General features: G+C 57.9%; 16 protein-coding genes and 1 tRNA gene. 10 read left to right on the forward strand and 7 right to left on the reverse strand.

All coding sequences use genetic code 11. The features are described 5' to 3' along the window. Positions 1–62 precede the first annotated feature (62 nt). The 4 genes from trpB (at position 63) to CLV74_RS17855 (ending at position 3193) form a co-directional block, all read left to right on the forward strand. Positions 63–1307 (forward strand): tryptophan synthase subunit beta, encoded by a 1245-nt coding sequence (trpB, locus tag CLV74_RS17840; protein WP_106267468.1) that lies wholly within the window; start codon positions 63–65, stop codon positions 1305–1307. Between the two features lie 222 nt (positions 1308–1529). Continuing rightward, entirely contained in the window at positions 1530–2087 is a 558-nt protein-coding gene (locus CLV74_RS17845) for a PepSY domain-containing protein (protein WP_106267470.1), read from the forward strand. A 45-nt stretch (positions 2088–2132) separates the two neighbouring features. Continuing rightward, on the forward strand, positions 2133–2654 hold the full coding sequence (locus tag CLV74_RS17850; protein ID WP_106267472.1) for a hypothetical protein: 522 nt from the start codon (positions 2133–2135) through the stop codon (positions 2652–2654). Between the two features lie 17 nt (positions 2655–2671). Continuing rightward, on the forward strand, positions 2672–3193 hold the full coding sequence (locus CLV74_RS17855; protein WP_106267475.1) for a helix-turn-helix transcriptional regulator: 522 nt from the start codon (positions 2672–2674) through the stop codon (positions 3191–3193). On the opposite strand, the gene CLV74_RS17860 is transcribed toward CLV74_RS17855, so the two are convergent. The 4 genes from CLV74_RS17860 to CLV74_RS17875 all read right to left on the reverse strand — a co-directional run bounded on the left by CLV74_RS17860 (position 3190) and on the right by CLV74_RS17875 (position 5989). Beyond that, the gene (locus tag CLV74_RS17860; RefSeq protein WP_106267477.1) at positions 3190–3564 is read right to left on the reverse strand and encodes a DUF2237 family protein; all 375 of its coding nucleotides are present in this window, start codon (positions 3562–3564) and stop codon (positions 3190–3192) included. The genes CLV74_RS17855 and CLV74_RS17860 overlap by 4 nt on opposite strands. Before the next feature lie 60 nt (positions 3565–3624). Then, positions 3625–4350 carry an aminoacyl-tRNA hydrolase gene (gene pth, locus CLV74_RS17865; protein WP_106267479.1) on the reverse strand — a complete coding sequence of 242 codons (726 nt, stop codon included), beginning with the start codon at positions 4348–4350 and terminating at the stop codon, positions 3625–3627. Positions 4351–4512: 162 nt separating this feature from the next. Then, positions 4513–5130, reverse strand: a complete 618-nt coding sequence (locus CLV74_RS17870; protein WP_106267481.1) for a 50S ribosomal protein L25/general stress protein Ctc — start codon at positions 5128–5130, stop codon at positions 4513–4515. A 238-nt stretch (positions 5131–5368) separates the two neighbouring features. Beyond that, a complete protein-coding gene (locus tag CLV74_RS17875) occupies positions 5369–5989 on the reverse strand; it encodes a hypothetical protein (RefSeq protein ID WP_106267483.1) in 621 nt (206 codons plus the stop codon). Positions 5990–6174: 185 nt separating this feature from the next. Between CLV74_RS17875 and CLV74_RS17880 the strand changes: the two genes are divergently transcribed. Next, positions 6175–7314 carry a class I SAM-dependent methyltransferase gene (locus tag CLV74_RS17880; protein ID WP_106267485.1) on the forward strand — a complete coding sequence of 380 codons (1140 nt, stop codon included), beginning with the start codon at positions 6175–6177 and terminating at the stop codon, positions 7312–7314. 53 nt (positions 7315–7367) lie between these two features. On the opposite strand, the gene CLV74_RS17885 is transcribed toward CLV74_RS17880, so the two are convergent. The 3 genes from CLV74_RS17885 to trpA form a co-directional block, all read right to left on the reverse strand. Next, positions 7368–8537 carry an alpha-hydroxy acid oxidase gene (locus CLV74_RS17885; RefSeq protein ID WP_106267487.1) on the reverse strand — a complete coding sequence of 390 codons (1170 nt, stop codon included), beginning with the start codon at positions 8535–8537 and terminating at the stop codon, positions 7368–7370. A 57-nt stretch (positions 8538–8594) separates the two neighbouring features. Further along, complete coding sequence (locus CLV74_RS17890) at positions 8595–9083, reverse strand: cupin domain-containing protein (protein WP_106267489.1); 489 nt, start codon at positions 9081–9083, stop codon at positions 8595–8597. Between the two features lie 163 nt (positions 9084–9246). After that, complete coding sequence (gene trpA / locus CLV74_RS17895) at positions 9247–10038, reverse strand: tryptophan synthase subunit alpha (RefSeq protein ID WP_106267491.1); 792 nt, start codon at positions 10036–10038, stop codon at positions 9247–9249. Between the two features lie 209 nt (positions 10039–10247). Here trpA and CLV74_RS17900 point away from each other — a divergent pair, with 209 nt between their 5' ends. The 5 genes from CLV74_RS17900 to CLV74_RS17920 all read left to right on the forward strand — a co-directional run bounded on the left by CLV74_RS17900 (position 10248) and on the right by CLV74_RS17920 (position 14768). Beyond that, a complete protein-coding gene (locus CLV74_RS17900) occupies positions 10248–10562 on the forward strand; it encodes a DUF1272 domain-containing protein (protein ID WP_106267532.1) in 315 nt (104 codons plus the stop codon). Between the two features lie 105 nt (positions 10563–10667). After that, positions 10668–11765 carry a redox-regulated ATPase YchF gene (ychF, locus tag CLV74_RS17905; protein WP_106267493.1) on the forward strand — a complete coding sequence of 366 codons (1098 nt, stop codon included), beginning with the start codon at positions 10668–10670 and terminating at the stop codon, positions 11763–11765. Between the two features lie 287 nt (positions 11766–12052). Then, positions 12053–12679, forward strand: coding sequence for a LysE family translocator (locus CLV74_RS17910; RefSeq protein WP_106267495.1), 627 nt, complete (start codon positions 12053–12055; stop codon positions 12677–12679). A 450-nt stretch (positions 12680–13129) separates the two neighbouring features. Then, entirely contained in the window at positions 13130–14584 is a 1455-nt protein-coding gene (locus CLV74_RS17915; RefSeq protein ID WP_106267497.1) for a calcium-binding protein, read from the forward strand. 94 nt (positions 14585–14678) lie between these two features. Continuing rightward, positions 14679–14768 (forward strand) — tRNA-Ser (locus tag CLV74_RS17920). Positions 14769–14989: the final 221 nt, after the last annotated feature.

Here is a 14989-nt window from a genome sequence, read left to right on the forward strand (position 1 = left end):
CTGGAAATGCCGCGCTATGTTGCATATCCACGTTCCGAAATCTCAGTTGAAAGGCGCCCGAGATGAATGATCTTTTCAACAGCTTCATGACCGGACCCGATGAAAAGGGCCGCTTTGGCCAGTTTGGTGGCCGGTTTGTGTCCGAAACGCTGATGCCGCTGATCCTCGAACTTGAGGCCCAGTATGAGCGCGCGAAAACCGACCCGGAATTCTGGGCCGAGATGGACTATCTATGGAAACACTATGTGGGCCGTCCCTCGCCGCTGTATTACGCCGAGCGCCTGAGCGAAGAGCTTGGCGGCGCTAAGGTCTACATGAAGCGCGATGAGCTGAACCACACCGGCGCGCATAAGATTAATAACGTGCTGGGTCAGATCATTCTGGCACGCCGCATGGGCAAGACCCGCATCATCGCGGAAACCGGTGCTGGTCAGCATGGCGTGGCAACCGCCACCGTCTGCGCCAAGTTCGGTCTGAAGTGTGTGGTCTACATGGGCGCGCATGACGTTGAGCGTCAAAAGCCCAACGTGTTCCGGATGCGCCTGCTGGGTGCTGACGTGATCCCCGTGACCTCGGGCCGTGGTACTCTGAAGGATGCCATGAACGACGCGCTGCGGGACTGGGTCACAAACGTGAACGAGACCTTCTATTGCATCGGCACCGTGGCAGGTCCGCACCCCTATCCGGCGATGGTCCGCGATTTCCAGTGCATCATCGGCAAAGAAGCCAAAGAGCAGATGATGGAGGCCGAAGGCCGTCTGCCCGACACGCTGGTTGCGGCGATCGGTGGCGGCTCGAACGCGATGGGTCTGTTCTATCCGTTCCTTGACGACAAAGATGTTGAGATCATTGGCGTTGAAGCGGGCGGCAAGGGCGTTGATGAGAAGATGGAGCATTGCGCCTCGCTGACTGGCGGGCGTCCGGGCGTGCTGCACGGAAACCGCACCTATCTGCTTCAGGACGAGGATGGCCAGATTCTGGAAGGCCATTCGATCTCGGCGGGTCTGGACTATCCGGGCATCGGCCCAGAGCATAGCTGGCTGCATGAAACCGGCCGCGCGAAATATGTCTCGATCACTGATCAGGAAGCACTTGGGGCTTTCCAGAAGCTATGTGAGACCGAGGGAATCATCCCCGCGCTGGAACCCAGCCACGCGCTGGCCCACGTCATGAAAATCGCGCCGACCCTGCCCAAAGACCACATCATCTGTATGAACCTGTGTGGTCGCGGCGATAAAGACATCTTCACCGTGGCGCGCCACCTTGGTGTGAACATCGCAGGTGAAGAAGGCCGTGATCTGAACTGATCTGCCGCCAAATCCATTGCAAAGCCCCGCCAGAGCGATCCGGCGGGGCTTTTTGCTGTCCAAAGGGGGGATTAGTCCCTCTGTCCCGTGCATAAACCCAAGGTATAGGCGCATAAACCGCTGCGCAGTGGCCCCCTTTGCATAACTGCTGTCCAATAGGGCATGCTCGTTGGGATGGGCATGTTGGTGTCAGGAAGACATCGCATGATAGGAGAGACGCAGATGAAACGTATTATTCTTGGAACCTCGCTTATGGCCATTCTGGCAGGGGCGACCCATGCACAGGTGACTGACCAGCAGGTATTGGACGCTTTTAGTGCCTATGACCGTGTCGAAATCCAGCGCACGGCGGCCGGTATCAAGGTTGAGGCGATCCAAGGCACCACCAAGGTCGAGATGCTGTACGACGCCACCACTGGCGCCACGCTTCGCCAAGAGACCGAGCAGCTGACCAGCCGTGAAGCGGCGCAGGAACGGGCGCGTATCGGTGATGATAATACGCAAAGCCGGACCCGTACTCGGAGTAGCGATGATAGCTATGATGATAGCTATGATGACAGCGATGATGGTGACGATGATCACGGCAGTGACCACGATGACCGCGATGATGATCATGGCAGTGACCGTGACGATAGCGATGACGACCATGGTAACGATCGTGACGACCGCGACGATGATCGCGACGATGATCGCGACGACGACCACGGCAATGATCGCGACGACCATGATGATCATGGCAGCGACCATGATGATGATGACGACGAGGATGATGACGACTAAGCTTGCGGCAATCGCTGGCTGTCTTTTTCAAGATCGGAGTAAGTGATGCTGTCTTTGATACGGCATGGGTTGATAGTGCTGATCCTTGCAGGGGTCCCCGTGGGGGCCTCTGCCGATCAGATGGTGGATTCGGTCCTACGTCAGCTGCGTGAGCAGGGGTTTGACGGGTTTGATGTGAGGCGAACCTTGTTGGGGCGGATCCACATTGAGGCTGAGAGTGACGAGTACGAGCGTGAGATTGTGATCAACCCGCGCAGCGGAGAGGTGCTGCGTGACTATATTGAGCCGCGTAAAAGCGATGACCGCATGCCGCGTTTGTTGCGGCCGTCGTCGCAGTCGGAACGGGAACGGAGCAGTGATCGTTCCGGTCGGAGTAGTGACGATAGGTCGGGAAGCAGCGGCTCTGGCAGTGACCGTGATGACAGCGATGATCGTGACGACAGTGATGACCGTGACGACAGCGATGACCGCGACGACAGCGATGACCGCGATGACAGTGACGACCGCGATGATCGTGACGACAGGGATGACAGGGATGACCGCGATGACGATGACGACGATGATTGATCCGAGGTGACCCGGAAATGAGCCGCAGCCGCCTCTTTCTGATCCTCTTGCTGGCCGTGCAGGTGTTTTGCGCAGGGTTGTTCCTGTTCAATATGCTGTCGTCGATGCCGGGATTTCCCTTCGTCGTGCCATGGTCGGTGCACGAAGGTATCGAGATCGGGGCCGCCCTTGGGCTGGTAACGGGGGCATTTGTCTCGGCCCGCGCTGTGCGGCGGGCGAATGCGGAAAGCCATAAGTTAAAGGGCCAGATCCGTCTGGCCAGTGGTGCCTTTCAAGAGGTGCTGGAAGAGCATTTTGAAGACTGGGGCCTGACGCCCGCCGAACGGGATGTGGCCACCTTCATGATGAAGGGGCTGGCGATCCCCGAAATCGCCACTATGCGCGGTACCAGTGAAGGCACCGTGAAGGCGCAGTTGAACGCGATCTACCGCAAGTCCGGCACATCGGGCCGCCCGCAATTTTTGGGCCTGTTTATCGAAGAGCTGATGAACGGTGCCGCAGCGGTGCCCGAGGCCGAAGGCATCAAGGCCAGCGCCTAGGCGTTCACATCATAAAGCTTCAGCACCTCAAGCGGTACGATGCTGAGCGCGCTTTTGTGGGTGGCCGTCAGGTCTACCATCGGAGCGCAGCCTTCGTCATGAGCCTGCATGAAGCGCGCCGCACAAAGGCACCATTTGTCCCCTTCCTTCAGGCCCGGAAAGCGGAAAGCGGGGTGGGGCGTGCTCAGATCATTTCCGACGTACTTGCTGAAGGCCAGAAATTCGGCCGTCATGACTGCGCAGACCGTGTGGCTGCCGGTGTCCTCGGCGCAGGTGTTGCAGGCCCCGTCACGGAAGAACCCTGTCATCGGCGCGGTCGAGCAAGGGGCAAGCGGGCCGTCCAGAACATTGATCGAAGGGGCTTTTTCCATAGTCGTCTCCTTGCATGTCGCAGACACGACTATAGCGCAGCTTTCCAGCCGGGCGAGCCCTTAGCGGAATTTGTCCGCCAGCTTTTGCAGTGGGGTGCGGGTGTCCTCAGTGGTGGGTTCCGGCTTGACCGGGGCAGGGGCCTTGGACGCGGCCTTAGGGGCCTCTGGCGCGGTTTTGGGGGCTTTCGCGCCCCCTTGGTTGCCAGTGCCGCTGCGCGGCGGGTTCACCCGCAGGGCAACCGCGTTCTGGAACTTTGAGGTATCGCCCCGTGCTAGCGCAGGCGCTCCGTCCGAAATGCCGCGCATCATGTCGTCCAGCCAGCCTTGCTCGGCTTTGGCAAAGTCATTCAGGACGTATGAGGCGACCTTGTCCTTATGGCCCGGATGGCCCACCCCAAGGCGCACGCGGCCATAGTCCGCACCGATGTGCTGATGGATCGAGCGCAGCCCATTGTGGCCCGCATGACCACCGCCCTGTTTCACTCGCAGCTTGCCGGGGGCCAGATCCAGTTCGTCATGGAACACGATCACATCCGCCGGTGTCAGCTTGTAATAGCGCATCGCCTCGCCGACGGACTGGCCCGACAGGTTCATGAAGGTCATCGGCTTGAGCAGGATGGCCCGATCACTGCCAAAGCGGCCTTCGCTGACCTCTGCTTGAAAGCGGGGTTTGAAGGGCGGAAAGCCGTGGTCCGCGGCGATCTGGTCAATCGCCATGAAGCCGATATTGTGACGGTTGCCCGCATATTTGGGGCCGGGGTTTCCAAGACCGACAAAGAGAAGCATAGGCAGCCCTTCTTGCGCTGGGTGAGTGAACTTGTGGGGGTATATGCCCGTCTTGGCCGGTGGCCGCTACCCCCCTGCGCTATCGGGTGGGGGATCGGACATGAAAAAACGGGGCCGAAACCGGCCCCGTTTCTATAATCACATGCGCGAAGCGCGAAAGGCTTATGCCTCTGCTTCTTCTTCTGCTTCGTCTTCAGCGGACAGCAGACCGGCGGGTGCCGAGATGTTCGCGATAACGAAGTCACGGCCGGTGATAACCGGACGGGTGCCTTCGGGCAGTTCGATGTCCGAGATGTGGATGACGTCGCCAATCTGACGGCCTTCCAGGTTCACAACCAGCTTCTCGGGGATGTCGCCTGCGGTAACCATCAGTTCAACGTCGGGACGAACAACGGTCAGCACGCCGCCTTTTTTCAGGCCGGGGCAGGTTTCTTCGTTCTGGAACTCGACGTGGATGAACAGGTTCACGCGCGAGGTGCGACGCAGACGCATGAAGTCAACGTGTGTCGGAAGGTCTTTGACCACGTCACGCTGAACGCTGCGGCAGATAACGCGAACGTCTTCCTGACCTTCGACCTGCAGGTTGAACAGGGTCGAAAGGAAGCGGCCAGCCTTCAGGGCTTTGAACAGCTGGTTGTAAGGGATGTTGATCGGCTGGGGCTCTGCGCCACCACCGTAAACGATACCCGGAACCAGATTGTCGCGACGAGCTTGACGAGCGGCCCCCTTGCCTGTCCCCGTACGTGCTTGGACTTTGAAATCAGGGATTTCACGTGCCATGTTAATTCTCCAAAGCTTGGGCATCCTCCAAGGGTGTATGCCCGGTGATCGGTCGCGCGAAGGCGACCTCATATAAACAGAAGGTCCCGCGTCATGGGACACGGGAACCTCTGGCGCGCGTCATACTGCAAAAGCGCGCGGATGCAAAGACTGCTAGGCCGAGAAAAACGCGGTGAATTGCCGGTTTCCAAGGGGATTTGGCAGGGTTTTCGCGTTTTGCAGGAGTGGCGGCGAATCGTTAGCCGGGGGTGTTCAGGTAACCGCCCGACTTGATCACCTGATTGTAGAGGGCATATTCGTCGGCCCGCGCCTCTCTGAACTCGGCCTCCAGATCGGTCGAGATCGGGGTGGGCACCGAGGGCGAGACGTTCTTGCGCGGGATTTTCCCCAGATCGTTGAAGACGTTTCCTAGGAATTCGTTCAGCACGTCTGCTTGCTCGATGGCAAAGAGGTGATTGACCCCGTTCGTCCCTGCATCGTTCTGCAGGAAGGTCATCTGGTTGCCAACAGCGGCATAGGGGGGCGAGTTCTCTTGCAGGGCGGCCCTGATGAACTGCTCAAAGCTGATGCCCTTGGTGCCGTTCTTGTCGCCCTTGGGCAGGCGCGAGCGGTATTTGTACCAGCTGCGCATCAGGTCCAAGGGTTCACGCATCACGGCCATTGTTTCGGGGCGCAAATCAAAGGCTTTGTCCAGAAAGGGGGCAAAGCTGCGCTGGTATTTGCGCACGTTCATATGCTTCACGGCGGGGCGGCCGCGGAAGATAATGTCGGCTTTGCCTTTGAGGGCGGCATGATACGAGGTGGTGCCGGTCTTGGGCACCGCAAAGAAAATCAGATTGTACTTGCAAAAGACGAGCATGGAAAAACCTTGTTTTTCCCAGTGTTCGCCGCTGGGGAGGGCGATTGTCAAGGGTTCGGGAACAGTGCTAGGTCCCCCAAAATCCATGAAAACTCGATTGTTTCCGCCATTGTCCACTTCGCTCTGGATTCTTTGCTCCATAGCCACTTCTATTCAGAGCAACCCACCTAGCGGGGGAGGCGCAAATGAGTGAGTTTCTAGGGTACCAGCTTCAACGGCCAAGTTTCATTCCGCCAGAGACAGCATGGCTGAGGCATGGTCCTTTTGCTATGTGGCTTGTCGCAGCTCTCAAACCGTCTTCGATTGTCGAGCTTGGTTCACACTATGGCTATTCCTATTTCAGTTTTTGTGAGGCCGTGAGGCAGGACCAGCTAGGTGCCAAATGCTACGCTGTCGATACTTGGCAAGGTGATGAGCATGCGGGAAACTACGGGGAAGAGGTTTTTCAGACCGTAACAGCTCAGAACGAAAATTATGCCGACTTCAGCATCTTGTTGCGCAAGACGTTCGCTGAGGCGTTGAGTGATATCCCCGACGGCAGCGTGGACCTGCTCCACGTTGATGGCCGCCATTTTTATGACGATGTGAAAGAAGATTTTGAGACTTGGATCCCCAAGCTGTCCAATAGGGCTGTTGTTCTTTTCCACGATACCGAGGTCTATGAGAGGGGCTTTGGTGTTTGGAAGTACTGGGCTGAGCTTGTAGCCAATCATCAAGGTTTGAACTTCACATATCAGCATGGGCTAGGCGTTTTGTTCTGGGGTGGCGATCTACCCGCGCCAATTGCCACAATGAAAGAACTCTCTAAGACAGAAGGTGGGGCGAGCGCACTCATTGCCGTGTTTGAGCAGGCTGGTGAAAGGTTAGCGACTGAGAATGCATGGCGTTTTGTTGCGCATGGTGCAGATGTCGGCCCCGAAGAAGTCAATAATCGTGCTTTCATGTTGGCAGACGATGGCTGGTCAAAGCTGGATAAGTTGGGGCAGCTGCCCAGAGAGGTGCAGGTTTTCGCGAGATGGTTCTCGGCGGCGTCACAAACACAGGGCAACCTGACCGAGAATTACACTTCGGACTTGGATATGCGCCAAGCCGAGTTCAAAGCGACTGCACTGAGCGCTGAGGTGAACGCGAAAAAGGTTAGGGCGCTGCAGGAGGAATTGGTTCGTGTGCACAGAAAGCCCGCTCGGGCTGTCTTTGCCAGCGTCGGCTACCGTCTACTCAAAACGCTTGCGAACGCACCATTGCCCTTAACTAAGGAAACTCGGGAGCGCTGCGTCGAAGCGGTTCAAAAGCTTGATCCCAAGCGGTTCAGAGCGATCGATTAATACCTTCAAGTAGAGGTTTGGGAAAGGGCGCCGATATGGCGCCCTTTTGCTTTTCACGTGGTGTGCCAGCGGCCTTCGAAGTCCTCGGGGATGAGGGTGACCGAGGGATCGATTTGGTCGATGGTCTGGCGGCCGCAGAGGGCCATGGAGGTGTCCAGTTCCTTCTGGATGACTTCCAGTGCTTTGGTGACGCCTGCTTCGCCCATGGCGCCGAGGCCATAGATGTAGGCGCGGCCGATGTGGGCCGCTTTCGCGCCCATGGCGAGGGCTTTGAGTACGTCTTGGCCAGAGCGGATGCCGCTATCAATATGCACGTCGGTTTTGTGGCCGACTGCATCCACAATCGGGCGCAGCATGCGGATCGAACTGAGGGCACCGTCCAGTTGTCGTCCGCCGTGGTTCGAGACAATGATGGCGTCGGGTTCCAGTTCGGCGGCGCGCTTGGCGTCTTCGACGTCCAGAATGCCTTTGAGGATGACCTTGCCGCCCCACATCTCCATCAGCTTGGCGACTTTGCCCCAGTCGAGGGCGGGGTCGAACTGCTCGGCGGTCCAAGCGGACAGCGACGAGGTGTCGGTGACGCCAGATGCGTGGCCGACGATGTTGCCGAAGACGCGGCGCTTGGTTTGCAGCATCTCAAGGCCCCAAGCCCATTTGGTGGCAAGGTTGGCGATGGATTTGGGGGTCAGCTTCGGCGGGGCCGAGAGGCCGTTCTTCAGGTCTTTGTGGCGCTGGCCAAGGATTTGCAGGTCAAGCGTGATCACCAGCGCCGAGCATTTGGCGGCTTTGGCACGCTCGATCAGGCGTTTGGTGTAGTCCATGTCCTTCATGGTGTAGAGCTGGAACCAGAAAGGCTTGTCGGTGTTCTCTGCCACATCCTCGATCGAGCAGATCGACATGGTGGAGAGGGTGTAGGGGACGCCGAATTTGCCTGCAGCGCGGGCGGCCAGAATTTCGCCATCCGCGTGCTGCATACCAGTCATGCCGACAGGGGACAGGGCCAGCGGCATGGTGGCTTCTTGTCCGATAATCTGGGTTTTCTGGCTGCGGCCCGTCATGTCTACGGCCACGCGCTGGCGCAGGCGGATCTTGTCGAAATCAGTGACGTTTTCGCGGAAGGTCTGTTCGGTCCAGCTGCCGCTTTCGCAGTAATCAAAGAACATCCGCGGGGCGCGGCGTTCGTGGATTCTCTTCAAATCCTCGATGCAAGTGATGACAGGCATTACAAATCGCTCCAATTGGTATGGAAGTTTTACCAATCGGGGCGATTTGGGGCAAGGCTATTTCTTGGACCCTGCGTAAGGTTCTGTGATGCCGTCGTGATCGACCACATTCCAAGGCAGACCCTGATTGCGGAAGATGCGCTTTTGCTGGTTCGGGTAATCGCCCACGTCATGGGGCAGCCGCTGCCCGACCACGATGCAGCGCAGAGTTTCATTGCCCGTGTTGGTGATGCCGTGGGGCAGGCCACCGGCGCGGTAGCCGATGAAATCGCCGGGTCCGATGGGATGGGTCTGATCCCCGATATAGGCGGCCGCATTGCCCGCTAAGACGTATACGCATTCGTCTTCAAAGTAGTGGACATGGAATTCGGTGGTATCAAAGCCCGGTTCGACCTCGATGATGTGGAAGCCAAGGCCGGTCAGGCCGGTGAGATCGCCAAGGCTTTTGTTCACCCGTTGGGCGTTGGGGTTCAAAAAGTGGGTTTTGTGCAGCCCCTCCATGCTGGCAATCTCATCTGCGCGCAGGATGTAGGTGTCTTGGGTCATGTCGGCCTCTTGAATGCTCAAACCAATTGGTCTGATCGTACGAGGGGGCAGCGGACACGCCTAATTATATTGGCGTGAGCAAGTGTTTCAGGGCGCACTTTGGCCGGAAACGAAAAAGAGGCCCCGTGGGCCTCTTTGCGTGTCTTTGATATTGTTCGGGCGCTTAGGCCGCGTGGGCGCCGTCGGCGAGGCTTTTGACAAAGGCAGCGATATCTTCGACCGACTTACCCTCGGCGATCTGGTTCACGATGGCAGAACCCACAACAGTGCCGTCCGCGATGCCTGCGATGGATTTCGCGGTCTCGGGCGATTTGACGCCGAAACCTACGATGATCGGCAGGTCGGTTTGCGATTTGATGCGGGCGACCTCGGGGGCGACGGTGGCGGCGTTCGCCTCGGCCGCGCCGGTGATGCCGGTGATCGAGACATAATACACAAAGCCGCTGGTGTTCTGCAGCACCTTGGGCAGACGCTTGTCATCGGTGGTCGGGGTCGCAAGGCGGATGAAGTTGATGCCTTTGGCCTGCGCGGGGATGCATAGCTCTTCGTCTTCTTCGGGAGGCAGGTCGACGATGATCAGACCGTCAATGCCAGCCTCGACCGCGTCATCAAGGAACTTGTCCACGCCGCGGTTATAGATGGGGTTGTAGTAGCCCATCAGCACGATCGGGGTGGTGCTGTCGTCCTTCCGGAACTCGCGCGCCATTTGCAGGGTCTTTTCCAGTGTCATGCCGCCAGCCAAGGCGCGCTGACCGGCCAGCTGGATGGTCGGGCCGTCGGCCATGGGATCGGTAAAGGGCACGCCCAGTTCGATCACGTCCACGCCCGCGGCGGGCAGGGCCTTCATCACCTCAAGGGATTTGTCATAATCGGGATCGCCGCCCATGATGTAGGCCACGAAGCCTTTCTTGTTCTGCTCTTTGAGTGCAGCGAACTTTGCGTCGATCCGAGTCATATGCGTACTTCCGTCCCTGTGTTGACTGGGAAGGTGTTACGCAGATGGGGGCGGGGGTCAAGGTGTCGGAGGGGCTTGGACGCGCCAGTTTTTAACCATGAGGCACGTTCCTGCGGGATTGCGACGCTTTCGGGCGCGTTTGCGATTGACGTGGGGGCGGGCAAGACTTCGATCCTAAGGTGCTTCTATTTGAAACGACTGGATTTGAGATGCTGGAACTACGGCCCAACTGTGAATGGTGCGGCTGCGATCTGCCGCCTGAGTCAAGCGAGGCGCGCATTTGCAGCTATGAATGTACCTATTGTGCGAAATGCGTGGATGAGGTGCTGCATAACGTCTGTGCGACTTGCGGAGGTGGCTTTGCACCCCGTCCGATCCGTCCCAAAGGTGCCCACCGGCCGGGTCTGACGCTGGGGTTGGGGCACCAGCCTGCCAGCACAGAAAAGGTTCTGTCCCGCTGGTCGCGGGAAGAGGTGGAAAGCTTTTGCGGGCAGCTTGCGGATATCCCTCCGAACCAGCGTTAAATCCGCAGTTCCAAGGGCGGGCGGGGGCTTTCCCGTATGCCCGCTCTTGACCCGTGCCCCCAAGACACCCTAGATGCCCCCGATCAAGCACAAGGAGCGCCGCATATGGGCTTTAAAATGGGGATCGTGGGTCTGCCGAACGTGGGCAAATCTACTCTGTTCAACGCACTGACCAAGACCGCAGCGGCGCAGGCGGCGAACTTTCCGTTCTGCACCATCGAGCCCAACGTGGGCGAAGTGGGTGTTCCCGATGCACGTCTGGACAAGCTGGCCTCGATTGCCGGCTCGAAAGAAATCATTCCGACCCGCATGACCTTTGTGGACATCGCCGGTCTGGTGAAGGGCGCGTCCAAGGGCGAAGGTCTGGGCAACCAGTTCCTTGCCAACATCCGCGAGACCGACGCCATCGCGCAGGTTTTGCGCTGCTTTGAGGATGACGACATCACCCACGTGGATGGTCGCGTTGATCCCATCGCGGACGCTGAAACCATCGAGACCGAGTTGATGCTGGCCGACATGGAAAGCATCGAAAAGCGTATGGCGAACCTGACCCGCAAGATCCGTGGCGGTGACAAGGATGCCATCGCGCAAGAGCGTCTGCTGAAGATGGCTCTGGAAGTGCTGGAAAGCGGCAAGCCTGCCCGCACTGTGGACGTTGACGAAGACGACCAGAAGGCGTGGAAGATGCTGCAACTGCTGACCTCCAAGCCCATTCTCTACGTTTGCAACGTGGATGAGGCCTCGGCAGGCACCGGCAACGCCTTCAGCGCCAAGGTCGAAGCTATGGCCGCCGAGCAGGGCGCAAGCACCGTCATCATCAGCGCGGCGATCGAAGAAGAGATCAGCCAGCTGGACGCCGAAGAAGCCGAGATGTTCTTGGGTGAGATGGGGCTGGAAGAGCCGGGTCTGGATCGTCTGATCCGCGCGGGCTATAATCTGCTCGGACTGCAAACCTACTTCACCGTCGGTCCGAAAGAGGCCCGCGCATGGACCATCCGCAAGGGCTGTCTGGCCCCTCAGGCGGCAGGCGTCATTCATGGTGACTTCGAACGCGGCTTCATCCGTGCCGAGACCATCGCCTACAACGATTATATCGCTGGCAACGGCGAAGCAGGCGCGAAGGAAGCGGGTAAGATGCGTGTGGAAGGCAAGACCTATGAGGTCAAGGACGGCGACGTTCTGCACTTCCTCTTCAACGCCTGATCTTCGCTGAGATCGCTATCAAGCAGCGCGCTGAAATTGTCCCCGTAATTTCGCTATTCGGGGCATTTCAGCTGCCACTTGAGGGGGCATGGTCTGCCACCGCTGCTTAAGCTGTTGAGTTTGTTAGAATCATAAAACGCCGTCCAGTTGGGCGGCGTTTCTCTTGCCAAGATTCTGCGCCGCCGCATGGCCGCTGTGAGCCCAAATGCGCCTTCCTGAAAAAGCACTTTACTTGATCTGATATCTATAGCTGGCTCGACGGACAGGAATTTGTTGGGAGTATAGTTATGGAATTTCACGTCTGGCTCGCGTTCGCGTCCGCTTCAATTGCTCTGCTGTTGATACCGGGGCCGACCGTGCTTTTGATTTTGAGTTATGCCATTAGCCAGGGCCGCCGGGTTGCACTGGCGACGGTTGCGGGGGTCGCGCTAGGCGATCTGGTCGCCATGTCCGCATCTTTGGCAGGACTGGGTGCATTGGTTCTAGCGTCTTCCAAGCTGTTTATTCTTTTGAAATGGGTCGGGGCGATCTATCTCGTGTATCTCGGGATCAAGTTGTTTCGGAGCGCGCCAGATGCTTCCCTGGGGATGCTGGACGATGCGCCCGTAACGTCCCCTCGCAAGGTCTTTGCTCATTCTGCTGCGGTCACGGCGCTCAACCCCAAATCCATTGTTTTCTTCATCGCTTTCGTCCCGCAGTTCATCAATCCGAACACAGATTTGGGACCGCAGTTTGGGTTGCTTATTGCTACCTTCGTCGGCTTCGCAGCGATCAATGCACTTGCCTATGCCCTGCTCGCTGACAAGTTGCGCCAGAAGATCGTTCGTCCGTCCGTGCTGCCATTTTTGACTAGGCTGGGAGGCGGTGCGCTTGTGGCAATGGGGGTCGCAACCGCTACGATGCGCCGTTCTTGATCGCAACGCTTCAGGCGGCTTTGTCCCGCATTGCCGACGTTTGATGGTGGTTCATGGTTTCGCCTGTGGCGAAGGTTTGCTCCATTCAATACTGGGTGGGCAGAGAAAAGGCGACAGAGCTATGATCTGCGACTGTGGCAAATCCGGCTGGGGAATTCTAGCGCGCTTCGGTTTTCTAGGGCGCGGTTTTCTTTTGCAGGTCAAAGCGTCGGATTCGATGAAATGCTGGCGGACGATTACACGTTTCGCGATGCCGCCAGACGCGCCGGTTAGCCCATCTTTCAATTCGCCGCTTGGTGTGAGTTGGCCTTAATTGTCAGTCGCTCACATCACGTGGATATGATGATGAAGTCCAGTAAAATAAGGGGTTTTCACGTCTTTCCCCTTGGTGGAATCTGCGGCCTCTGAGAAAATCAGTTCAATTTTGATATTCTTCTTTGAGGTTGTATTATGACGATCAAGTGGGACTTCACCGGTGGCGGTACGCCGGTGCTTGATACTTTGTGGGCCTTTCTGGATTGGTCCTCTCAGACGGTTCTGGATGAGAACAATACCATCTACGGGATCACGCTGCCCTACGCGACGGACTATATCTACTACGCAGTCGATGACAGCGCGTCCCAGACGACGGTTTCTAGCGATATCGCAATTTGGCCGCCCTATGGGTCGTATACGATGGACCTGAGTTATTCAGATCGGATCACCTACACGGACGGCACACAGCAACTGTCCTTGCTGGGCCACAATCTGGATGCGGTTGGCACCGATACCTATTGGTTCGATGCCAATGTGGTGGGCGTGACCTTCTACGACAGCGCCACCGGAGAGCACTGGATCGCCGTTCTGGAAGATTTGGAACTGTCACCGACCGATCTGATGGCGCTTTATACCGAGAACGGCTCGGCGGCCATGACGCGTCTTCTGATGCAAGGCGAAGACCAGATGACCGGCTCGGACGGGGCGGATGTGTTCAGCAGTTACGGCGGCAACGATTTCCTCAGTGCGGGCGCGGGGAATGACGTGCTCAATGGCGGCGCCGGCGCGGACAGCCTTTATGGCGGTGACGGAGATGACCGACTGTCAGGCAGCTTTGGCGCAGACTTCCTTTATGGCGGTGCTGGCGCGGACAGCCTCTATGGCGGCAAGGGGCACGATTATCTGGATGCTGGATCTGGCGAGGATTGGCTGTACGGCGGTGCAGGGAATGACACTCTGTCGGGCAGCTATGACAGTGGCTCGACCGTCCATTTGAACGGTGGCGATGGCAACGACTGGCTTTATGCGAACGGCTCTGGCCTTGCGATCATGAACGGCGGGGAAGGAGACGACTATCTGGTCGGCTCTTGGACCGGCTATACGTCCGAGCGTACCAAGATGTACGGAGGCAACGGCAATGACACGCTGATCTCTGACTTCTCGGATGACACGATGTTCGGGCAGGACGGTGATGATCTGCTGCTGGGCGGCAAAGGGGCCAACGTGATGTTTGGCGGCGCAGGCAACGACACATTGCGCGGCCGTGGCGGCGATGACCGGATCAGCGGCGGCGACGGTAATGATCTGATCTTCGGCGGGGCAGGCGATGACACCCTGCGTGCTGGCGCTGGCGGCGACACCCTTAGCGGCGGCAACGGCGCGGACCTGTTTATCTTCCGCGAGACAGATGAAGTCGTGACCATGACCGATTTCGTACGGACAACTGACCGGATCATTCTTGAAGGCATGGCGGATCTTCTGGATACTGCAATCCTCGCGTATTCCTCAGCAGATCCGATCGATAGTGGGATTGATGGTGGAGGCGAGCAGCAATATCTCTCGACGACGCATATCTTTATCGGCGATTTGGAATTGCGATTTATCGGGACAGGGCAGGATATCACCCTGGATGATCTGCTGTTCAGCTAAGTGATCAAAGGGTGGTAGGCCGAGCGTAAATTTCTGTCCAGAAACAGACATTCTGCTCTTGTGCCTTCCGCCCGAGATATGTAGACCCGTCGGCGGAGACGTGGCCGAGTGGTCGAAGGCGCTCCCCTGCTAAGGGAGTATACCGGGAACGGTATCGAGGGTTCGAATCCCTTCGTCTCCGCCATTAAATTTCCGGCGGAAATTTTATTTCACCATAAAGTCAATGACTTGATAGGTGCGCGGCCTGCGCTTGCGGTACCCCTGCATTGTTCTGGTTCGCATTTTGGTTCACAATCTGGTTCACGAAGAGGCAGTGGAGGGCGCTCGATGTCGGTCGTCAAACGCGGTGGCGTGTACCATCTACGGCGGCGTGTTCCTGTCCGCTTCTCGAACATCGAGACCCGT

The sequence above is a fragment of the Donghicola tyrosinivorans genome (assembly GCF_003003355.1).
Taxonomy (GTDB): Bacteria; Pseudomonadota; Alphaproteobacteria; order Rhodobacterales; family Rhodobacteraceae; genus Donghicola; species Donghicola tyrosinivorans.